Raw genomic sequence first — 22,365 nt, forward strand, 5'->3', positions numbered from 1 at the left:
AGGTACAGGATGAAAAGAAAAGCGCTTTCCGCAAGGGTGGCAGCAGTCATCGGCTTGCTGCTGCTGTCAGGCATCGTCAATATAGTGATATTAAGTATTATATTCTCTGAGAGGACAGTCTCTGGAATGTTCATGTGTACCGTTATACTGGCAGAGGTCGTTCTGCTGCTCGTCTCAGCCTATCTGGCGGCAGAGTATGTGCTGAAGCCTTACCAGGAGCTGAAACGGATGTACCAGAGGTTTATTGACGGACAGGTGTACGAAGAACTGTTTGACGCCGAGAATGAACTGATGCCGCAGTGGAAGGAAGTGTTGAAAAAGATACGCCATCTGCTGAACAAGCAGGATGCCATAAGGATGTCCAAAAAGCAGGCAGAGTATCTGGCACTACAGAACCAGATCAACCCTCATTTCCTGTATAACACGCTGGAAGCCATCAGGGGAGATGCCATCTGTGCCGGACTGGACAGCGTGGCGGAGACGACAGAGGCCCTCTCTATCTTTTTCAGGTATTCCATCACAGGAGTGGACAGGCTCGTCACGCTGGAAGAAGAGATTGACAATGTAGAGAATTATTTTACCATCCAGCATTACAGATTTGGCGAGAAATTGAAGCTTCAGATTACCTATCCGAAGGAGGAGGAAGTCCTGCAGCTGCGTCTGCCGAAGCTGACCATCCAGCCCTTTGTAGAAAATGCCATTTACCATGGGCTGGAAAAGAAAGTAAACGGCGGGGTGGTAAGGGTGAAGATTGATACGACGGAGCATAAGCTGATGATTACTATTTCTGACAACGGCGTCGGAATGCCGGAAGAACAGGTGGAAAAGATAAACGGCTACTTTGAGAAGGTGGCGGTCAGCTATGTAGGAGATGACAGGAAGAAAAAGGGCGGCATCGCCATGAAGAATGTCAACAGCAGAATCAAGCTGCTGTTCGGAGAAGACCATGGAGTACATGTATACAGCGTTGCAGGCATCGGGACGGATGTAAAAGTAATGCTGCCCAGATTGAGGCGTGGTGAATATGAAGAGAGAACGGCTGAGGATTGAAAATATCAGAAAAGGCAATCTTCTCAAACGGATTGAGCTCCAGGTATTCGAGGGTGAGATCATCCATTGCGTGTTTGACAATATTCAGGAGAAAACGTTATTCCTGGATATTCTGACAGGGACTCAGAAGGCTGATTACGGAAGGGTGTACTATGAAGAAAACAGCATACCGGAAAAAGATATGGCACGTGTGCTGAAGAAGCGGGTAGCGCTCATCTCAAGGGAAAGCAGACTTATCGACTCTGTGTCCATGGAGGAGAATATGTTTCTTGTGCGTCCTCGGGTGAAGGGGCACTGGGTTAAAAGAAGGTGCTACAGGAAAGAAGCGGCAGAGCTGTTCATGGAATTTGGTCTGGATATAGACATGGAAAAACCGATGGGACGGCGTACTGTATTTGAGAAGGTGCAGATAGAAATCATGAAAGCTTATCTGCTCGGGCAGAAGATTATTATACTGACTGCCCTCAGCATATGCCTGAGCGATGCGGAGATGAAGAAGCTGTGGCGTCTTCTTGAAAAGCTCCGTGTCAGGGGATTGTCCTGCCTTGTCGTGGAACCTCTTGAGGATATCAATTTTGTCTATACGGACACGGTAGTGGTTATGAAGCATGGCAGGACGTGTGCGGTAAAGGATGTAGACGACTGTGACTATACGACGCTTCACACCATTCTATACCGCGATGAGATGGAGAAGAATGCGGAAGATTGGAAACGCGGCACGAAAGAATGGACCGGAGAGGGGGTAAGTATCAAGGACATATGTACGTCCTATCTCAGAAATGTCTCTTTCTCCGTCGATAAAGGTGAAGTTGTAAAGCTATTCTGCATAGACGAGCGCAGCTATGACGAGGTCACCGGTTTTCTGAAGGGTGAGTCGGAGGCAGTGTCAGGCAGGCTGCGCATCGGCAGCTTTGAGAAACCTGTCGGGAAGATGCTGGCCGGAGTGAAGGACCGGATTGGCGTCGTGCAGGGCAACCCCGGGACGGCTTCTCTATTCGAGGAGCTTTCCGCCATGGATAATCTGCAGATGCTGCTGTCACAGAAGGTGAGCGGGATGTGGATGATTCCCAAGTACAGGAAGAGCATCAGGAAGCTGCTCAGAGGCATCATATCGGACGAGGTATATGCCAGGAAGGTGAAGGAACTGTCCCCCGCAGATGTCCAGCGGATCGTATACTGCCGCTGGCTCATCTATTCCCCGCAGCTGCTTGTCTGTATCCAGCCCTTTGCCGAAGGGGACATACAGGCGCGGGAGACGGCGCGGGAGATGATATATATGCTGGAGAAGAGAAATATCCCCGTCCTGATCATCACCTCCAACACAGCAGAGCTCAACTACTGCCGGGGGAGGGAGCTGTATATGCGGCACGGCAGGATGATCAGTAAAGAAGAGGCTTATGAGTTCCTGTATTCAGAACTGTGATGAAGAATGAAAATGTAGTAGAGGTAAGATGCCTGGACTGTATCTTGTGATATCCCCGCATGGTGGGGATATCATTTTTTTCGCATGTCTACTATTCCCGCGGGCAACGAGCCAAGCGGACATGGCGACTGCCGCGGGGTATTTGACTTAAATAGCAGGGCACTTGGACAATATAGACAAAAATGTAACGAAACAAGAAAAGATATTATGTAAAACATCCAACTTCTGAAGATTGTCCCCCCTATTGTGAAGATGGTAAGTAGGAGACAGGAGAGCAGTGTGATACGATGCATTCATCGAGAGGAACCTGTGAACGGTGATGAAATATATGGGAGGAAAAGTTATGAAAAATGAGGAAAAGGCGCAGGATGGTCTTGTGCTTGAAGCGCGTAATATCACAAAACGTTTCCCGGGGGTCCTGGCGTTATCTCATGTAAACTTCAGGCTGGTGAAAGGCAGAGTGCACGCGCTTATGGGAGAGAACGGAGCCGGAAAATCAACTTTGATGAAAATCATTGCAGGTATCTACCAGGCGGATGAAGGAGACATCTTTCTACACGGAGAGAAGGTGTCCTTCCACACGCCGAAGCACGCGCTTAGCCACGGCATTTCCATGATACATCAGGAACTGAGCCCTATACTGGATATGACGATTGCCGAGAACCTCTTTCTTGGAAAAGAATTTTGCAGGGGAAAGCTTATCGACTACAAGACGATGAACCGGGAAGCAGCCCAACTGCTCAAGAAAGTAGGGGTCGACCTGCCTCCGGGAAGGCTGATGAAAGAGCTTACGGTGTCACAGATGCAGATGGTAGAGATTGCCAAAGCGCTGTCCTATGATGCGGAAGTTATCATAATGGATGAACCTTCGGCAACGATAACAGACAGGGAAGTCGCCAGCCTGTTTGGGATTATCCGAAGCCTGAAGGAGGACGGAAGATGTATTGTCTATATAACACATAAGATGGATGAGGTATTTAAGATTGCGGACGAGATAACGGTATTCAGAGACGGACAATATATCGGTACATATGACGCCGGGGAGATTGATGAAAATGAGCTTGTCGTCAAGATGGTGGACAGAGAGCTGACTGAAATATATCCGGTACGTTCAAACAAGCCGGAGGAAGTCGTGCTGAAGGTAGAGAACCTCAGCCAGGAAGGCGTATTCGAGGATATTTCCTTTGAATTGCGAAGGGGAGAGATCCTTGGCTTTTCCGGACTGATGGGTTCCGGGAGGACGGAGGTGATGAATGCCTTGTTTGGAATCACCCAGCCGACCGGAGGCACTATCTGGGTCCATGGAGAGAAGCTTGAAAAGCCCAGGCCGGGCAAGGCGATATCGAAAGGAATCGGCTATGTGACAGAGGACCGGAAAGGAAACGGGCTTGTTCTGGACATGAGCGTCTATGATAATATGGTACTTCCGTCTCTTGGCAAACTATCCAACAGGATGGGCGCCATCAACCGGCGACAGGCCGCCAAAGTAGCAGAGGAATACAAAGACAGGCTGAACATCAAGACGCCGAATATGCAGCAGATGGTCAAGCAGTTAAGCGGTGGAAACCAGCAGAAGATCGTGCTGGCAAAATGGCTGCTGCAGAATCCGGATATTTTGATATTTGATGAACCTACGAGGGGAATCGACGTCGGGGCAAAGACAGAGATATATAAGCTGGTGGCGCGGCTTGCACAAGAAGGGAAGGCAATTATATTCATTTCTTCGGAGATGCCCGAGATATTGGGAATGTCTGACCGTGTCGTCGTATTTTATGAAGGAAGAAAAAAGGGAGAGCTGGCAAGGGAAGAGGCTACGCAGGAGAAGATCATGATGTACGCTTCGGATGTCGATGAAGGAGGAATGGAGTGATGAAAGAGATGACAAAGAGGTTTGACCGGAATTGGGTTCAGACATACATGCTTATATTTATTGTGATTGGTCTTGGGATTATTTTATCATTTATCTCGGGTAACTTTTTGACAGGCACGAACCTGCTCAACGTTCTGCGGCAGATATCAATCAATGGGATACTGGCTATCGGGATGACTATCGTATGCCTGACCGGAGGGATAGACTTGTCGGTCGGTTCTATCGTGGCATTTTCCGGAATCATAGCAGCGGGCCTTCTGCGGGACAAGGAATACCCGATTGCGCTTATCGTGCTCATTGCGGTTGCAATCGGCGGGCTGCTCGGGCTTTATAATGGTTATTTCGTGGCATACTGGAACGCGGCGCCGTTCGTCGTAACCTTATCTATGATGACGATAGCGAGGGGCATGACTTATGTATACAGCACCGGCCGTCCGATATCGAACCTGCCTACAGAATTTCTGGCCATCGGCAAAGGGAGCATTGCAGGGGTTCCGGTGCCTACCATCATACTTATCATCGTGTTCATACTGGCAAGCGTCATGCTCACTAAGCTCAAGTTCGGGCGCTATGTATATGCGGTCGGCGGAAACGAGAATGCGGCCATGGTATCCGGTATCAATGTAAAGCGTATAAAGATGATGGTATATGTGCTGAGCGGCATCGCCTGTGGAATCGCAGCTATCATATTGACGGCCCGCGTGTCCGCGGGGCTTCCGACAGCAGGCGAAAGCTATGAGCTGGATGCCATCGCCGCGACCGTTATCGGAGGCACAAGCCTTTCCGGAGGGCGTGGGAGGCTCTGGGGCACGATAGTCGGAGCTATCTTGCTAGGGATTGTGAACAACGGGCTGGACTTGATGAACGTGTCATCGTTCTACCAGCAGATTGTAAAAGGGTTGATTATTCTCGGGGCGATTTTAATCGATTCAAAACGTAACCAATAATTTCAGGAGGGAAAGTTATGAAAAAAAGAATGTTATCTATGTTACTCGTAGCGGCCATGGCGGCCAGTCTGCTGCTTGGATGCAGCTCGGGTACGGAAGAAAGTGACGGCAAGGGGGATGATAAGAAGGCATCCAAGAAGGATGGTGGATATACGATTGGATGTACGGTCTATTACATGACCGAATTCGTAACGCTTATGACAGAAGGTATGGAGAAAAAAGCAGAGGAGCTTGGCTGTGACCTTGTCATGCTCGACGCGCAGCAGGATGCCCAGAATCAGATTACGCAGATTGAAAACCTGATTGCACAGAAGGTGGATGTCATCATCGTGGCGGCAGTAGACTCAGACGCGATTCTTCCGGCCATCGAGATGTGTGACGACGCAGGAATCCCGCTTGTCGGCGTAAACATGCTGTTCAATACAGAAGAGCCTTATCATTATGTGGGACCTGATGATGTGCTGGCCGGAGAGCTTGAGATGCAGAATGCCATAGATGAAATCGGCGGAGAAGGCAACGTCGTCATCCTGGAAGGGCCAATCGGACAGTCTGCACAGATACAGCGTCTGGAAGGGAACCAGAACATTCTTGACAAATACGAAGGCAAGATTAACGTGCTGGCCGACCAGACGGCAAACTGGAGCCGTGAGGAGGCGCTTACGCTTGTAGAGAACTGGCTGGAGACGTTCAGCGGCAAGATTGATGCTATCGTAGCCCACAACGACGAGATGGCGCTTGGCGCAATCCAGGCGCTGGAGGCAGCTGGCCTGACAGACGAGATAGTCGTAACGGGGGTAGATGCGATTCTGGACGGCTGCAACGCAGTCAAAGACGGTACACTTCTTGGAACCGTATATCAGGATGCAGGACTGGAAGGAAGCGAAGCAGTACAGAAGGCATATGACGTGCTGGAAGGAAAAGTGACAGAAAAAGAATTATCTTATATTGATATGAAATGGATTACAAAGGATAACGTAGACGAGCTGCTGGATACGATCTATGCAAAGTAGAAGCGGATACATGATCCGATGATAAAACGTAATGAGCCCTGAGAAAAATTATAAGTGGTTGGGTTATGCCCAACCACATAAAAAATAGCGAATTGTTAAAAAAATATCATATTTATCGTTTTTAAATGGTAGATAAATAAAGAATGATGGAAAAGAGGTATACATATATGGAAGGAAAAATGAAGGTTGCAGTGATGACAGGGGCGAGGCAGATGGAGTGGACGGAAAAGGACATTCCGAAGCCGGGTAAGGGAGAACTGCTCGTCAAGCTGGAGTATGTGGGCGTGTGCGGTTCGGATCTGCATTTTTATGAGGCCGGAAGACTTGGAAACTGGGTGCCGGAAGGCCCTCTTGTACTTGGTCATGAGCCGGGGGGGATTGTAGAAGAAGTCGGGCCGGAGGTGACGGGATTCAAAAAGGGTGACCGGATAGCGATAGAGCCGGGGGTTCCATGCGGCTCCTGTGATATGTGCAGGAAGGGTCTGTATAACCTCTGTCCGGATATGTCTTTTATGGCGATACCGAACGAGAGGGACGGGGTATTCTCCGACTACTGCGTCCATCCGGCAAATATGTGTTTCAAGCTGCCGGATAATGTAGATACGATGGAAGGGGCGCTGATTGAGCCGCTGGCTGTCGGGTTCCATGCCGCTAAGGTTGCAGAGGCGGAGATTGGGCAGAGTGCCGTCGTACTTGGCTGCGGCTGTATCGGGCTTGTGACGATCATGGTGCTAAGGGCAAGAGGAATAGAAGAGATCTATGCGGTTGACATGATTGACAAGCGTCTGGAAAAGGCCAGGGAAGTCGGGGCGAAAGAGGCATTTCACGCAAAGGATGTCAATATCGAAGAATTTGTCAAGTCACTTCCGGGAGGGGGAGTTGACATCGTCTTTGAGACGGCAGGCGCGGAGTTTACGACAAGACAGTCTGCGAAGCTGATTAAGAATGGAGGGCGGGTTGTGCTTGTCGGCATGTGCGCGGAACCTGAGATTGTCGTGGACATCGGAAGCCTGAGTGCGAAAGAAGGTGACCTGAAAACGATATTCCGTTACCGGAACCTGTATCCGACAGCGATAAAAGCGGTGAGCGAAGGTACGATTCCGCTGAAATCCATCGTTTCCCACGTCTTTGATTTCAAGGATGTGATCGAGGGGGTCGCCTATAACGTAGACAACAAGGCAGATGTCATAAAGGCAGTTGTGAAATACTAGAACGGGGGAAAAGTATGAGGAAAATAATCAATGATGCGGACAATGTCGTTTCGGAGATGATGGAAGGCTTCGTCGGAGCTTACAGCAGATACTTCCAGAAACATCCTGAGGTGAATGCTATTTTGTCCAGACAGAAACGACAGGACAAGGTGGCCCTCGTCATCGGCGGCGGAAGCGGACATGAGCCGATGTTCGGAGGGTTTGTCGGGAAAGGGCTTGCGGATGCCGCTGCCTGTGGCAATATCTTTGCCTCTCCGGACCCGAACACGATATATGAGGCCGCAAAAGCGGTGGATAACGGCAAAGGAGTGCTCTTCGTGTATGGCTGCTATGCTGGGGATAACCTGAACTTTGACATGGGAGAAGAATTTCTCAGCGCCGACGGTATCCGGACAGCCCACGTCCGTGTACAAGACGACGTGGCAAGCGCGCCGAAGGAGCGCATGGAGGACCGCAGGGGAATCGCGGGTGACGTATTTGTGGTCAAAATCGCAGGCGCGGCCTGCGACGCGGGCCTGAGCCTGGAGGAAGTGACGCGGGTTACCGAAAAGGCGAGAGACCATACGAGGACGGTAGGGGTCGCCACGGCCCCGGCTCAGCTCCCGGGGGTGGATAAGCCTATCTTCGAGCTGGGTGAGGACGAGATAGAGTATGGCATGGGGCTGCATGGGGAGCGGGGAGTGCTCCGCACCCACTGGCAGCCTGCCGATGTGCTTGCAGAAAAGATGTACGCACAGATAAAGGAAGATACGGACCTGCAGGCAGGCGACGAGATATGCGTACTCGTGAACGGACTTGGCTCCACGACAATCACAGAACTTGCAATTGTCTACCGCAAGATAAAAGAACTGCTCGATGAAGATGGCATCACGGTGTATGACGCAGATCTGAACAACTACTGCACGAGCCAGGAGATGGGGGGCTTTTCGGTCACCTTTTTCCAGATTGACGAAGAGCTGAAAGGCTATTACGACAGCCCTTGCTGCTGTCCGTATTATGCCAAAGGAGAACGGTCAGGATACGCCTGCGGGCGGGAGAAGGAGCCGGAAACTGTCTCAGATGCGGTCAGCCGGGATATAGAGGTTAAGGACGAAGAGGATGGCAGTGCTCCCGCAGGGGAGGCTGTCGCCGCCGAAGAGGCAGCTATAAGACGGAAGGGGGTGCTGACAGAGCTGAGTGCCCAGGACGCCAGAAGGATGCTCCTCTACATAGCAGATAAGATTATCGAGAAGAAGTCCTATCTGACAGAAATAGACAGTGCCATCGGCGATGGGGACCACGGCATCGGCATGGCCGGGGGCATGAAGAAGGCAAAAGAAAAGCTGGAAAAGATGGCAGGCGAAGAGAACGTGTATGCAGTCTTCGAGGCGGCCGGAAAGGCGATGCTCATGTCCATGGGCGGAGCCTCAGGCGTCATATTCGGAAGCCTGTACCTGGCGGGAGCGAAAGGTATGGATCCCAAACCGGTCATAACGGCGGAAGATCTGGCCAGGATGGAGCAAAAGAGCCTGCATGCCATCCAGGAGAGAGGGAAGGCCGAAGTAGGCGATAAGACGATGGTAGACGCCCTGTCTCCGGCGGTAGAAGCGATGGAAGCAAGCAGCCGGAAAGGCTTGCTGGAGATGCTGAAAGCCGCGGAGGAGGCTGCGGCCCAAGGTGTAGAGGACACGAAGAACTATGTGGCAAAGTTCGGCCGTGCCAAATCACTCATGGAGCGGGCCGTCGGTTACCAGGACGCAGGGGCAACCTCGGTGTGGCTCATCTTCCAGGGAATGAGAGAATACGTAGAAGGATAAATGAATTGGGGACGGAGGAAATCTAAAAAACCTCCGTCCCCAATTCGTTTTTGGGTGTCCCCAATTCGTTTTACCCTGTCCCCCTTATTGAATTATGTGAATACTAATGTTAGAATGTATCACAAACCAAAGGTGACTGTAGTTTTGCGTGGAGCATGGGAAGGAGAAGGCAAGTATGGTGTTTTATGTATTGAACGGGAGCCCCAGAAAGAACCATAATACGGCAAAGATTTTGAACTCTGCCATGGAAGGGATCAGAAGCATCCTTCCCGATGCAGAGTTCAAATGGATTCATGTCTATGATTATTCCTACAGCGGATGTGTCAGCTGCTATGGCTGTAAACGTATTGGGGGAAAGTATTATGGGAGATGTGCAAAAAGGGATTCCATCAGCGGGATTCTGGCGGATATTTCCCGGGGGGACGGGCTGCTGATTGGAAGTCCGGTCTTTTTCCATGACATTCCGGGCCAGCTGCGGGCATTTCTGGAGCGTCTGCTGTACCCGTATCTCGTCTACGGACAAGAGTACACCTCGATTGCTCCGAAACGCTTCCCGGTCGCCTTTTTCTACACGATGAACGCGACGGAAGAGAAGATGAAGCAGATGAATTATCCCGTAAAGCTGTCTGCAATGGAAGAATATGCAGGTATAGTCTTTTCAGAGCCGGAAATCTTCTACTGCTTCGACACGTGCCAGTTTGACAACTATCAATTATACAAGGCAGACCGGTTTTCGGAAAAGGAGAAAAGCTACATAAAGAAGGAACAATTTCCAAAGGACTGCCTAAGAGCCGCTGCACTTGGAGAGAAGATTGCACGGAAAGCTATATGTCAGAATCCCATTGTTTCAGGAAATCCTGGCAGAACTTGATAAAATCTGTCTGTTCCGGATAAAAATAACTGTTATGTATAGAGATCAGGTTATACGAATGATATTCATAATAATCTCTGATATAAATCTGCCGTATAGAACCTTCTTTCAACTCCCTGGCTACAGCACTTTTATACAAGAATGAAATTCCGGTATTCTGGATCAGCAGCTGCTTCACGGTAGTGAGGCTATTGCTGATTTCGATGAGATGTGCAAAGTGCATGGAGGATATATTGTTATCCCGGAATATCTGCTCCAGCCTGTTCCGCGACGGAGTCTTATCGACGCCGAGTATGAGTGTGCTGTTATAAAGCTCCTGTATAGATACGCTCTGTTCTGCAAGCGGATGTTCTGGCGAGCAGGCGCAGATCGTACTGCTGCTGCACAGTTCATAATAGTCGTGTTCTGATTTGGAGACGATTCCATCCATCAAAAAAAAGTCAAGCTCTCCTTCGTTCAACATTCTTGAGAGGGCATCATAATTATCAGTTACAACCCGAATCTTATAATCTGGGTATTTTTCCATAAATGCAATAATCAGATAAGGTAAAAAGGACTCGCCTGCGGACTGTTCTGCGCCGAGCCGCAGCTCCTTCGTAGAAGAAGATAAAAGGGACAGATGCTCTCTGATACGTTCAGAATCTGAATGGACGGAATTCGCGTACTGGTACAGAGTGCGCCCGGTGGGCGTCAGGACAAATCTGCGGTTCGTGTACGTGTAAAGCTTCGTGTGATAATAGCCTTCCAGATACTTGATGTGATGAGAGACCGCAGGCTGCGTAATATGGAGTCTTTCAGCAGTTTTTGTAAAACTTTTCGTCTGGCAGAGCGTCAAAAAGGTGACCAGTCTTGTATCTAACATCAAAGAGCCCCCCAACTATTATTTGTAGTAATAGATAAATTATAAATTAGAATTTTATTATAAATAAAAAGGCTGATATAATCAATAGTAAATCAATAGAATCAGAAAAAATGCCATTTTAATTCAAATATAAAGAAAAAACGGTCATTATTTCTGAGAGTTTAATCAAAATCCATAAAGGAGGGTAATGTATGAAGAAAATGATTTCTAGTTTACTGTGTGTTGTTATGGCAGCCGCCCTGTTCGCCGGATGCGGTAAAGCGTCGTCTGACCCAAAAGAGTCCGGAGATACGCCATCTGTCGGGGATACAGCCAATGATGGCGATGATATCGTCAGATATACGCTGACCTCCACACCGCAGATCGATCCGGGCGTCGGTTCAGACCTTGGAGCTGCAACGGTATTGATTAATCTTTACGATCCGCTCGTGCAGCCCCAGAAGGATGGAAGTACGGAGCCGTGGATCGCGACGGAATGGGAAGTATCCGAGGACGGGAAGACATGGACATTCAAGCTTCGTGATGACGTGAAGTTCCACAGCGGCAATCCGCTGACCGCGGCGGATGTCGTATATTCCATGCAGAGGAACCTGGATATGGGCGAGGGATTTGGATATCTGTTCAGCTCTGTCGTGGAAGAGGCAAAGGCAATTGATGATACTACGGTACAGTTTGTCTGCAGCAAACCAACCGGAACGCTTCTGGCAACATTGGTAAGGCTGTACATACTGGACAGCAAGCTCGTAGAGGAAAACTATGCAGACGGCGATTACGGGGACAAGGGCGATTATGGCAAAGCCTTCCTTCTGGAAAATGATGCGGGAAGCGGACCGTACAAGGTAAAAGAATATGCCGCAAATTCCCATGTGCTTTGTGAGAAAAATACAGACTACTGGGCAGGTCTGGATGAGAATACGCCGGAAGAATTTAAGGCGATCGGTTCGAATGAAGCCGTTACGGTAAAGACGATGCTGGAGAGAAAAGAGCTGGAGCTTTCCGACGAGTACCAGACTTCAGAGACAATCGATGCTCTTGGCAAAGTGGATGGCATCAGCATCATGGAAAACACCCAGGGAGATATCATCTATCTGCTTCTGAATAACCAGAAAGCACCGACAGACGATGAACACGTAAGAAAAGCACTGGCTTATATGCTGGATTATGATGCAGTCTGCAAGGATGTATATCCAAATTCCGTCAAAGCAGAAAGCATTATTTCAAAAAATGTACTTGGATATAAAAAAATGAGTGATTACAGCTTCAATATTGAAAAGGCTAAGGAAGAGATTCAAAAGTCCAAATATGCAGATAACATTCAGGATTATCCGATTGAGGTCTGCTGGGTAGCAGAGACGCCGGACCGTGAAAAGCTGGCTCTCTTAATACAGTCAGCGGCACAGCAGATTGGCGTGAATGTCAAGGTTGTCAAAACACCTTGGGCAAGCGTCGTAGAGAGTTCTTCCTCACCGGAGACGACGCCAAACGTAACAACCACATGGTTTTCTGCCGACTACCCGGAGGCAGGGTCTGTCTTCGAGTCCGCACTTCACTCCAAGACCTCGGGAACGTGGAAGAACTGCTGCTGGATTGAGGATGCGACGCTGGATGGCATGATCGATGACGCGATGACAACTGTCAGCCAAGATGAACGTGTAGCAAAATACGAGGGTATCCAGGATTATCTAGCTGATAAATGTGTCATGATACCGATTGCAGAAGTTACGTTACGCTTTGCCTACCGTTCCGATTACGTAGACTATGATGCTGCAGACCCTGCAAACCTTGTTCCGGTTATGGGATATATCAACTATATGCCAAATATCAAGATATATCCGGACAAGAAGTAAGAGCATAACGGGAAAGAGAGGAGGATACGATCATGTCACTCCTGAAGAGTATATTGAAACGACTGCTTAGTTCGCTCGTTGTTTTACTCGGGCTGACAATTATTATATTTGTGCTGATGCGGATTGTACCGGGCGATCCGGCCCGGCTCGCATTAGGAGCAAATGTATCGGAGGAAGTGCTGGAGAATTACAGAGAGGTCAACCACCTGAACGAGTCTCTGCCCGCCCAGTATGGATACTGGCTGACGGGAGCGCTGCGCGGAGACTTTGGCACGTCAGCAGTCACGAAGCGTGCGGTCATACAGGATATCAAGGACTTTGCCCCTGCCACGATCGAGCTCGTCTTGTGGGCCGGGTTCCCGTCAATCCTGGTGGCGCTGTATCTGGGCGTTACAAGCGCCCAGCACAAGAATAAATGGCAGGACTATCTGTGCAGATTTTCCGGATACATATTTGTAGCGACACCGACCTTTGTATTTGCGGTCATGTTCGTGCTCATCTTCGGGTACTGGATACCAGTGATGCCAACGATAGGGGGGCGGCTCAGCCCCTCCTTCACGATACCGGATATTACGGGCCTGTACGTACTGGATGCACTGCTGGGCGGAAAGCCGGCGGCAGCGTGGGATGCATTTTTACATCTGCTGTTCCCCGCACTTGCGCTGGCTCTTGGAAAGACGATGCAGGAGGCCAGGATCACGAGATCCAGCATGCTGCAGAATGCGGATAAAGACTACATCACTATGGTCACCTCGCAAGGTGTCCCACAGTCGGTGGTCAACAGAAGATTCCTGCTGAAGCCGTCCGTAATCCCCACGATTACCGTAATAGGTATGGACATCGCGGCTATGTTCGGCAATGCGTTTCTCGTAGAGCGGATTTTTAACTGGCCCGGGCTGTCCAGCTACGGAATGACAGCGATATTAAACAAAGATACAAATGCGGTTTGTGCCGTCGTCTTAATCATCGGCCTTGCTTTTGCGCTGACGAGTATCGCCGTAGATATCGTGGCCATGATACTGGATCCGAGAATGCGGCAGAAGCGGACAAGATAGGAGGTGGTGTAAATGAAAGCAGAACGTAAAGAAACATGGATCCAAAACTGGTATAAGTTCGCAGCCGGTAAAGTATCTGTATTGGGGCTGGCAATCGTGCTGCTCATAGTATTACTTGCAATCTTTGCACCAGTGATTGCTCCATATCCCGAAGATGCGGGGCCGGTAGTAAAGTTTGAAGAGAGCTCTAAGCCGCCTAGCGCCGAGCATCTTATGGGGACGGATACCATGGGGCGGGATGTCTTTTCCAGACTGCTCATCAGCCTGAGGAGCAGCCTGCTCATGGGAGTCCTCGTGCTGGCGATTGCAGTACCGGTAGGCTTTGTCGTAGGTGTGCTGGCGGGATACTTTAAAGATACGTGGATAGAGACGATACTGATGCGGATCGTAGATATCTTCCTGTCGGTGCCTGCATTGGTACTGGCACTTGCAATTGCAGCAATCCTGGAACCGAATCTGAAGAATTCTATGATAGCAATTACGATTATGTGGTGGCCCTGGTATGCGAGGCTGTCCTTTGGAGTGGCTTCGTCTCTGAGGACGGAAAACTACATCGTGTATGCGGAACTGACGGGTGCAAGGTTAAGCCATATCGTATTGAAAGAGTTCCTGCCTAACACCTTTGATCAGATTCTGACAAAAATGACGCTGGATATGGGATATGTCATATGCATGGGCGCGACATTAAGCTTCGTGGGCCTTGGGGAACAGCCGCCCACGCCGGCTCTTGGCAATATGATCAATGATGGCGTCAAATTCCTGCCGGATATGTGGTGGCTTGCAGTATTCCCGGCGGTGGCTATTATTGTCATCGTGTTAGGATTTAACCTTCTGGGGGATGGTGTCGGAAATATCTTTAACGTGGAGGGCAAATAGATGGAAGAAAAGACGAACGTACTGGAAGTCAGAGATTTGTCCGTATCATATACTGTTGCAAATGTAAAAACCCACGTATTGGAAGGGGTAACATTCAGTGTGGAAAAGGGAAAAAGTGTAGGAATTGTCGGTGAATCCGGATGCGGAAAGACAACGACGCTACGGGCCATATTGAATGTGCTTCCCTCTAATGGAACGATAGAAAGCGGAGAGATACTCTATGATGGGAAGAACATACTCCAAATGCCCAAAGATGAACTGCAGGAATACAGGCAGAAGGGGGCCGGAATGATATTCCAGGATCCGTCAAGTGCCCTGAACCCGGTTATTTCCATTAAGAATCAGTTTCTGGAAGCATTGAAGTATGCGCACAATGAGCAGAAGGGCAAGAGGCTCACGAAAGCGGAGCTTCTTGAAAAGGCGGCAAAATCGCTGGAGACGGTATCGCTGGCAGATCCGAACCGGATCCTGAACAGCTATCCGTTTCAACTGTCCGGGGGCATGCGCCAGAGAGTCTGTATTGCCATGACAATGGCAGCGGAACGGCAGCTCCTTCTGGCAGACGAACCGGGTACCGCGCTGGACGTGACGATACAGGACCAGATACTAAGACTGATCAAGAGCCTCGTCGAGTCGGGAGAACTGTCGGTCGTAATGGTAACCCACTCCCTTGGCGTAATCAGGCAGGTTACAACGACAGTCAATATCATGTATGCAGGTACGATTGTTGAGGGCGGTGAGACAAAGCAGGTATTTGAGAGCCCGCGGCATCCGTATACGCAGGCGTTGATAGACTGTCTGCCTAAGCTTACCGGCAGTGGTATTGCGAAAGGAATCCCCGGGCGGATACCAGATTACAGCAATCCGCCGAAAGGCTGCCGCTTTGCACCCCGCTGCCCATATGCTGCTGAAAAGTGCATAAGCGAAAAACCAGCAAGACATGAGATCGGCGCAGAACACTGGGTAGCATGCTTTCAAGCGGAGGAGGGGCGATAATGTCGGAAAAAATATTAGAGATAAGAGATTTGAAAAAATATTTTCCTCTGGGGAACGGACAGACGGTAAAGGCCGTTGACGGTGTCAGCATGGACCTGTATAAAGGCGAGACTCTGGGCCTGGTGGGCGAGTCGGGGTGTGGGAAAAGCACCATTGCCTATACGGTGGTCGGAATGTACGGCGCGACAGAAGGAGAAGTGCGTTATAAAGGGACGGACCTTGCAAGAAAGGGATATAAGCGGACGCTGCGGCAGAAAGGAGAGATTCAGATCGTATTTCAGGATCCGGGCTCTTCGCTGAATTCCCGCCGGACCATTGAAAAAAGTATGCAGGTTCCGCTGGACATCCATGACAAGATGTCCAAGGAAAAGAAACAGGAGCGGATTGAAAGCCTCCTGGAGGAGGTAGGGCTTCCGAGAGAATATAAAAACAAGATGCCCCGCAATATCGGCGGCGGGGAGAGACAGCTCGTGTCCGTGGCAAGGGCGCTGGCCACCAACCCGGAACTGATTATCCTGGATGAACCGACATCTGCTCTGGACGTATCGGTACAGGCAAAGGTTATCAATACTCTTATTGAGCTGCAGAAGGAGCTGGAGCTATCGTATCTTTTTATCACCCATGACCTGAGCCTGATGCGGAATGTGGCAACCCGCGTAGCAATCTTGTATCTGGGCAGGCTCTGTGAACTTGCTCCGACAAAAGAGTTTTTTGACGCGCCGCTGCACCCCTATACGCAGATGCTTTTGTCCTCGATTCCGGTTGCGACGGAAGAAGAGGAGGCCATGAAGCCGGAGCAGATTACTTCACAGGGGGAGATTCCGTCTCCGGTCAATGCTCCAAAGGGGTGTACATTTCACACTAGATGTCGTGACTGTATGGATATCTGCAAGAAAGAGGCACCGACAATGGCTGAAATCGGACCGGAGCATTATGTATGCTGCCATAAGTTTGCAAAACAGGATGTGGCGGAACATGAGGAGGAGGGGGAAAAGTGATAGGACGTGATTTGCAGTTTGCAGCAGAAGTGCTGGTCAGGGATCTGCTCCAGACGCAAAAGGATGAGATAGTCGCAATTACTGCAGATACGGCGGCAGACACATCTGTCATCGAGGCGGTCGGACGGGCCGCGGCCATGGCGGGGGCGAAGCCGTTGGCCGTTCTGATGCCTGTACCGTCCGGTGTAAGTCTTGCCGCGGATAAGGATATCCAGGTTGAGGGCTTGAGCCGGCTGCTTGCCCATGCAGACATCTGGATTGAGCTGAATGTGAAATGGCTCTTATATTCCACCCCTTTCTACGAAGCAAAAAAAGCGAATCCGAAGCTCCGCCATATGTGCCTGACCGGGACGACCGCGGACACCCTGATCCGCTGTGTCGGCAATGTCAATTATCCTGCTATGCGCAAATTTACTGTAATTCTGCGGGATAAGATCGCGCATGCAGAGAGGGTACGTATGGTGTCTCAGGAGGGGGATATTCTTACTTTTGAAAATGTACCGGGAAGGCCCATATCTTGCAAACTTGGAGATGCCAGCGTTCCGGGGACTCATCTGTATATGGGACAGATTGGATGGACGCCGGAGATTGAAAGTGTGAACGGAGTCATTTGCCTGGACGGCTCCGTGGCTCCTGACATCGGTGTGATTGCGACACCGGTAAAGATCAGAGTGGAGCAGGGCTGTATCCGTTCGATTGCCGGCGGGGAAGAGGCGAAAAAGTATGAAGCGTGGCTGAAAAGCTTTGGACATCCGCAGATGCTTCGGGTGTCACACGCCGGAATCGGCTTCCACCCGGGTGCGGGCGTGATTGGCGATATTCTTCTGGATCAGCGGGTATGGGGTTCTACAACATGGGGATTCGGGAGCATTGGTGCCGGCATGCTGCCGCCGGAGGGCGTGTATGCGCCGTCCCACTCAGACGCGGTTTCCTTACATACGGATATCTATCTGGACGATAAGGCGCTGTGGATGCATGGGACGCTCGTAGATGAGGATCTGAAGGAGCTGTCAGGCAGACTGACATGTGCAGGACAGGAGGTATGATATCATGGGAGATTTTTTATATGAATTTGAAATGGGAAAGGCCGCAGACGTTATCGTAAAAGAGCTGTTTAAAGTAAAGCCCGGTGAAAACTTTGTGATTACAGCGGACACGAAGAGTGATGAACGTGTCGTGAACGCTACCGCGCGCGCCGTGTATGCAGCCGGGGCAAAGCCGATGGTTATCTGGACGGCGACTCCGCCGGGACCAGGAAAACAGGTGGATGGTTTTCTGCCGTCCGCGGCCATTAAAGCTGCGCTGCTGGAAGCGGACTGCTGGATAGAGTACAACGCGATGTACTTCTTATATTCCACCACGTATGAAGAAGTGGCGCACACGAATAAAAAACTGCGGTTCTTATGCCTTCCGGGGATGTATGTGGACGTGTTTATCCGTTTGTTTGCCCATACAGACCATGCGGCCCTTCGGGATCTTCTGCACGCGGTGCGGGATAAGATACGCGCGGCGAAACACGTTCGGCTTACCAGTACGGCAGGCGAAGATATATCATTTGACAACCATCCTGATTACCCTATCAATGCACGGGACGGCTATGCGGATGTGCCGGGTACCCATATGCTGGCAGGCATGATTTCATGGACGCCGGATCTGGATACGGTGAACGGCGTCATTGCCATAGACGGTTCCCTGGTGCCACAGTTCGGGGTACTGAGCGAACCGGTGAAGATCTATATGAAGTCCGGGGTGATCGATCATGTGGAAGGCGGCGCCACTGCCAGACAGTGGGAGAAATATATGAGGGACTTCCATCATCCACAGATGCTGAGGCCCGCGCATGTCTGTGTCGGCTTCCACCCAAATGCGAAACTGACCGGGCAGCTTGGTGAGGATGAACGCATCTTCGGAGGTTCCCAGTGGGGCTTCGGGGCAATCGGCAGCTTCCTCATGCCGCCGGACGGGATTCCCGCACCGTCCCATATCGATGCAACCTGCCTGAGCGTATCCATCTATCTGGATGGCTCTGCAATCACCAGGGACGGGAAAATCGTCGACGATGAGTTGAAAGCATATGCGGCCAGACTGGGCAGATAAAGAAAGAGGGGATACCGTGGAGCACATATTAAATAACCTGATAGACGAGTATCAGAAGGAGATTGTGAAGACAACCCAGAGGCTTATTGCACATCCGAGCCTTTATGAGGAAGGAAGGGAAGGTGCGCCGTTTGGAGCGCCCATCGAAGCCGCGCTGGAAGAAGTGCTGAAGGTGGCGGAGGAGCTTGGCTTCGATACGGTGAACCATGAAGGATATGCTGGCACGGCCAGATGGGGACAGGGAGGGAAGCAGATCGGCATACTGACCCATATTGATGTTGTGCCGCCCGGAGACGGATGGTCCTACCCGCCCTTCGAGGGGACCATTGACAACGGCAGGCTGTATGGAAGGGGGTCGCTGGACGATAAGGGACCTATGGTGGCAGCTCTTTTTGCCATGAAGGTGGTAAAAGAAAGCGGGCTTCCGGTAAAAAACCATGTGTGCCATATAATCGGTACGGACGAAGAGAGCGGCTTTATGCGTGGCCTGAAATATTATCTTAAAAAAGAAGAAGCTCCCTGGGGCGGGTTCTCACCGGACGGAGAATTCCCCGTTATCCATGCGGAAAAGGGAATCCTCCGGTTTTACGTATCCGAGACGTGGGAAAAGCCGGAGGAGGCTTCCGGCATGATGCTGCAAGAAGTCCGGGGCGGAACGAAGGTCAATGTAGTTCCGGGCTATGCATATGCAATCGTTGGCGGGGCGGAAGATGCAGGCGGGATACTGCGGGAGTCGAGAGAAAGCTATACAAAAAAGGATAAAATATCTATTTCTGAGCATATATCTTCCTCAGGGCAGGGAAGGGGCTGGAAAATAGAAGCGAAGGGGCAGGGCGGGCATTCATCACAGCCGTGGAATGGTGAGAACGCAATCCAGATACTGCTGGAATTTCTGCACATGCTTCCGCTGTATGAGGAGGGAAAGAGCCGGTTTGCCAGCAAGATAGAAGAGCTGTTTGGCGACGGCTACCGGGGCGAGCGCCTCGGCGTTGCATGTGAGGATAAGCTGTCCGGCATTCTCACGCTTTCCCTGGGTGTGCTGGAAGTAGGAGAAGACTCTGGAAAGGCGACGGTGGAAATCCGTTATCCGATCCATGCTTCAGAGGAAGTGATTCTAAAGACGTTACGGGTGGCCTGTGCGCAGCAGAAGGTGGAACTGGATATCTATCAGGACAAAAAGCACATTTATATGCCCGTGCAGGCGCCTTTGATACAGACGCTGCTGCATGTATACCAGGAGACTGCCAAACAGGCGGATGGGCCCGTCGTGATCGGCGGAGGCACCTACTGCAGGGCAGCGGAGAACTTCGCGGCTTATGGTCCTGTATTTCCAGGACAGAGGGAGCTGGCGCATGAGCCGGACGAGTACATCTGCGTGGACGACCTCATATTGTCAGCGAAGATCTATGCACAGGCATTATATACACTTTTAAACATTTCCTGACAGGAAGAATATGAAAAAGGAGCGGATGGCGTTGTTGAAGATAGGGTTGGTGCAGCTGTCGGTCACAGAAGGCAAAATAGAGCAGAACTGCGCACATATCAGGGAACTTGCTTCGGCCTATGCAAAGAGGGAGGTTGATGTGTTGTGTTTCCCGGAACTCTGTATAAGCGGGTATGATTTTTACAGGGCAGAACATTCCCAAGATGAGAAGCTGTTTTTTTCTGCGCTGGCAAAGGAATGTAATACTGCGATTCTGGCCGGTATCTGCATAAAAGAGGATAATACGTATTATGACGCGGCATGTATGTGGGATGAGACGGGAAGGCTTCTGGGCACGTATAAAAAGATACATCTTTGGGATAAGGAATGTGGGTTTTTCACCCGTGGGGAGGAACTGATTCTGATTCCTTACAGAGGATGGAAGATTGGCGTGCTCATATGTGCGGATATGCGCTTTTTTGAGATATCCACGCCACTGGCCAATATGGGGGCAGACGTGATCGTCTATCCGAGCGCCTGGATTGACGGCTGGAAAGATTTACTACATCTTTGCGCGCGGATGCGGGCGGCGGAGAATCAGATCTATGCCGTCGCGCTGAACCGTGCCTCCGGGGACGTAAGGTATTGCGGCGGCACGGCTGTAATGGGACCGGCGGGAAACGTGTTATGTGCGATTGAGGATGACAGAGAAGGATATGTGGAATTGCAGCTGTCCAAGCAGGAAATCCAGAACGTCAGAGACAGGCTGGAATGGGACGGTATGAAGCTGCCCCACATATATCAAAAATATGAAACTTATAGATATGCGGATAAGAATCTGGAACATTATAGCCTTCTTACAGCGAAGCCGCTGTAAGGGCAGTGTGAAGTCAGCCGCCGACGTTTTATCGTCTGCGGGTATCCGCTTTGAAAAAGCAGGAGGATATAATATGGAGTGGAATCTTGGAGTTGAAATGCGTAAGGAATATCGAAGGATGGAGCTTGCCAGGGCGGCGATGAAACTGGTACGGGATATCATGCTCTGCAAACCGGGTGAAAATCTTGTGATTACATATGATACCTGTGTGGATGAGAGAGTGGTCCACGCGTTGACAGAGGCGGCTTATACGATAGAAACAGTCCCTACGGTCGTCTATTATCCGACGGCAGAAGGATTTTATGCAGATCCTCCGCAGCCTGTTGCCGATGCCATCGCAGCAGCGGATGTATGGATCGAGCTGACCTATGCATCTATCATGCACGGGCCGGCTTACCGCAGGGCGGTGGACGACAATGGCGCGCGGTACATCTGTGCAACCGGGCTCGATACGGAGATGCTGGTAAATTGCATCGGCAAAGTGAATGTCGACAAGGTGATTGAACTGGGCGAGTATTTCAAATACCGGCTGGAGAGAGCGCAGGAGATCCATCTGCTCTCGAAAGAAGGCATGGATCTTCGAGGCAGCATGGGTGGGCGCAAGGTGCGCCACTCTGGAATCAAAGCGACAGAGAAAGGGTATCCGGTCATGCTCACCGGCCAGACAAGCTGGTGTCCGGTGGAGGAATCTATCGAGGGAAGGCTCGTATTTGACGGGGCCGTATTTCCGCCGGATACGCTGGGTGTCCTGAGAGAGAAGATCTGCATCGACTTCAAAGAAGGACGTGTCGTGGACGTGACAGGAGGAGCGGAGGCAGAAATATATAAGAACTGGCTGTACTCTTTTGATGATCCGAATATGCTCCGCCTTGCACATTACTCGCAGGGATTTAATCCAGGAGTAAGGAAGGTGACGGGGCGTATCGTAGAGGATGAAAGGGTATTCGGCTGTATGGAATTTGGAATCGGAAGCCAGGGTATCAAGATTGGCGGCGCACACTGGAGTGCTGCTTCACATTCGGATGGAACGGTTTTGCGCCCTACTATTATCCTGGATGGTGAAAAACTTGAGGAAGACGGCGTGTTTGTAGATGCTGCTGCTAAGAAGCTCTGCGCGGAACTGGGAATCGCAGGATACTAGCATACAGGTGAGGAG

General features: G+C 50.6%; 19 protein-coding genes. 18 read left to right on the forward strand and 1 reads right to left on the reverse strand.

Features of this window, described 5'->3' with window-relative positions; genetic code table 11:
* The first annotated feature begins 9 nt into the window (after nucleotides 1–9).
* The 8 genes from HMPREF0980_RS08900 (at nucleotide 10) to HMPREF0980_RS08935 (ending at nucleotide 10,178) form a co-directional block, all read left to right on the forward strand.
* Nucleotides 10–1,050, forward strand: coding sequence for a sensor histidine kinase (locus tag HMPREF0980_RS08900; protein WP_049728782.1), 1,041 nt, complete (start codon nucleotides 10–12; stop codon nucleotides 1,048–1,050).
* Nucleotides 1,025–2,473, forward strand: coding sequence for an ATP-binding cassette domain-containing protein (locus HMPREF0980_RS08905; RefSeq protein ID WP_049728783.1), 1,449 nt, complete (start codon nucleotides 1,025–1,027; stop codon nucleotides 2,471–2,473). The genes HMPREF0980_RS08900 and HMPREF0980_RS08905 overlap by 26 nt, the downstream gene beginning before the upstream one ends.
* Nucleotides 2,474–2,816: 343 nt before the next feature.
* Nucleotides 2,817–4,343 (forward strand): sugar ABC transporter ATP-binding protein, encoded by a 1,527-nt coding sequence (locus tag HMPREF0980_RS08910; RefSeq protein WP_242847368.1) that lies wholly within the window; start codon nucleotides 2,817–2,819, stop codon nucleotides 4,341–4,343.
* Nucleotides 4,343–5,290 carry an ABC transporter permease gene (locus tag HMPREF0980_RS08915; protein WP_084002714.1) on the forward strand — a complete coding sequence of 316 codons (948 nt, stop codon included), beginning with the start codon at nucleotides 4,343–4,345 and terminating at the stop codon, nucleotides 5,288–5,290. Before HMPREF0980_RS08910 ends, HMPREF0980_RS08915 begins: the two co-directional genes overlap by 1 nt.
* Before the next feature lie 17 nt (nucleotides 5,291–5,307).
* Nucleotides 5,308–6,300, forward strand: a complete 993-nt coding sequence (locus HMPREF0980_RS08920) for a substrate-binding domain-containing protein (protein ID WP_049728784.1) — start codon at nucleotides 5,308–5,310, stop codon at nucleotides 6,298–6,300.
* 167 nt (nucleotides 6,301–6,467) lie between these two features.
* Nucleotides 6,468–7,511, forward strand: a complete 1,044-nt coding sequence (locus HMPREF0980_RS08925; RefSeq protein WP_049728785.1) for an NAD(P)-dependent alcohol dehydrogenase — start codon at nucleotides 6,468–6,470, stop codon at nucleotides 7,509–7,511.
* Between the two features lie 14 nt (nucleotides 7,512–7,525).
* Nucleotides 7,526–9,307, forward strand: a complete 1,782-nt coding sequence (gene dhaL / locus HMPREF0980_RS08930; protein WP_049728786.1) for a dihydroxyacetone kinase subunit DhaL — start codon at nucleotides 7,526–7,528, stop codon at nucleotides 9,305–9,307.
* Nucleotides 9,308–9,482: 175 nt separating this feature from the next.
* Nucleotides 9,483–10,178, forward strand: coding sequence for a flavodoxin family protein (locus HMPREF0980_RS08935; RefSeq protein ID WP_049728787.1), 696 nt, complete (start codon nucleotides 9,483–9,485; stop codon nucleotides 10,176–10,178).
* Here HMPREF0980_RS08935 and HMPREF0980_RS08940 read toward each other — a convergent pair.
* Complete coding sequence (locus tag HMPREF0980_RS08940; RefSeq protein ID WP_049728788.1) at nucleotides 10,132–11,040, reverse strand: LysR family transcriptional regulator; 909 nt, start codon at nucleotides 11,038–11,040, stop codon at nucleotides 10,132–10,134. The genes HMPREF0980_RS08935 and HMPREF0980_RS08940 overlap by 47 nt on opposite strands.
* Nucleotides 11,041–11,231: 191 nt before the next feature.
* On the opposite strand from HMPREF0980_RS08940, the gene HMPREF0980_RS08945 reads away from it, so the two are divergent.
* From HMPREF0980_RS08945 to HMPREF0980_RS08990, 10 genes are all read left to right on the forward strand, one after another.
* A complete protein-coding gene (locus HMPREF0980_RS08945; RefSeq protein WP_049728789.1) occupies nucleotides 11,232–12,887 on the forward strand; it encodes an ABC transporter substrate-binding protein in 1,656 nt (551 codons plus the stop codon).
* A gap of 32 nt (nucleotides 12,888–12,919) precedes the next feature.
* On the forward strand, nucleotides 12,920–13,942 hold the full coding sequence (locus HMPREF0980_RS08950) for an ABC transporter permease (protein ID WP_049728790.1): 1,023 nt from the start codon (nucleotides 12,920–12,922) through the stop codon (nucleotides 13,940–13,942).
* Nucleotides 13,943–13,954: 12 nt separating this feature from the next.
* Nucleotides 13,955–14,818, forward strand: coding sequence for an ABC transporter permease (locus tag HMPREF0980_RS08955; protein WP_049728791.1), 864 nt, complete (start codon nucleotides 13,955–13,957; stop codon nucleotides 14,816–14,818).
* Nucleotides 14,819–15,814, forward strand: a complete 996-nt coding sequence (locus HMPREF0980_RS08960) for an ABC transporter ATP-binding protein (RefSeq protein WP_049728792.1) — start codon at nucleotides 14,819–14,821, stop codon at nucleotides 15,812–15,814.
* Nucleotides 15,814–16,812 carry an ABC transporter ATP-binding protein gene (locus HMPREF0980_RS08965; protein ID WP_049728793.1) on the forward strand — a complete coding sequence of 333 codons (999 nt, stop codon included), beginning with the start codon at nucleotides 15,814–15,816 and terminating at the stop codon, nucleotides 16,810–16,812. Before HMPREF0980_RS08960 ends, HMPREF0980_RS08965 begins: the two co-directional genes overlap by 1 nt.
* Nucleotides 16,809–17,858, forward strand: a complete 1,050-nt coding sequence (locus tag HMPREF0980_RS08970) for a 2,5-dihydroxypyridine 5,6-dioxygenase NicX family protein (protein ID WP_049728794.1) — start codon at nucleotides 16,809–16,811, stop codon at nucleotides 17,856–17,858. Before HMPREF0980_RS08965 ends, HMPREF0980_RS08970 begins: the two co-directional genes overlap by 4 nt.
* Nucleotides 17,859–17,862: 4 nt before the next feature.
* Nucleotides 17,863–18,909, forward strand: a complete 1,047-nt coding sequence (locus HMPREF0980_RS08975) for a 2,5-dihydroxypyridine 5,6-dioxygenase NicX family protein (protein ID WP_049728795.1) — start codon at nucleotides 17,863–17,865, stop codon at nucleotides 18,907–18,909.
* A gap of 16 nt (nucleotides 18,910–18,925) precedes the next feature.
* Nucleotides 18,926–20,353 (forward strand): dipeptidase PepV, encoded by a 1,428-nt coding sequence (gene pepV / locus HMPREF0980_RS08980; RefSeq protein WP_198146218.1) that lies wholly within the window; start codon nucleotides 18,926–18,928, stop codon nucleotides 20,351–20,353.
* Nucleotides 20,354–20,387: 34 nt separating this feature from the next.
* Nucleotides 20,388–21,209 carry a carbon-nitrogen hydrolase family protein gene (locus HMPREF0980_RS08985; protein ID WP_242847369.1) on the forward strand — a complete coding sequence of 274 codons (822 nt, stop codon included), beginning with the start codon at nucleotides 20,388–20,390 and terminating at the stop codon, nucleotides 21,207–21,209.
* 73 nt (nucleotides 21,210–21,282) lie between these two features.
* A complete protein-coding gene (locus HMPREF0980_RS08990) occupies nucleotides 21,283–22,350 on the forward strand; it encodes a 2,5-dihydroxypyridine 5,6-dioxygenase NicX family protein (RefSeq protein ID WP_049728798.1) in 1,068 nt (355 codons plus the stop codon).
* The last annotated feature ends 15 nt before the right edge of the window (nucleotides 22,351–22,365 follow it).

This window comes from Dorea sp. D27, assembly GCF_001185345.1.
Lineage (GTDB): Bacteria > Bacillota > Clostridia > Lachnospirales > Lachnospiraceae > Extibacter.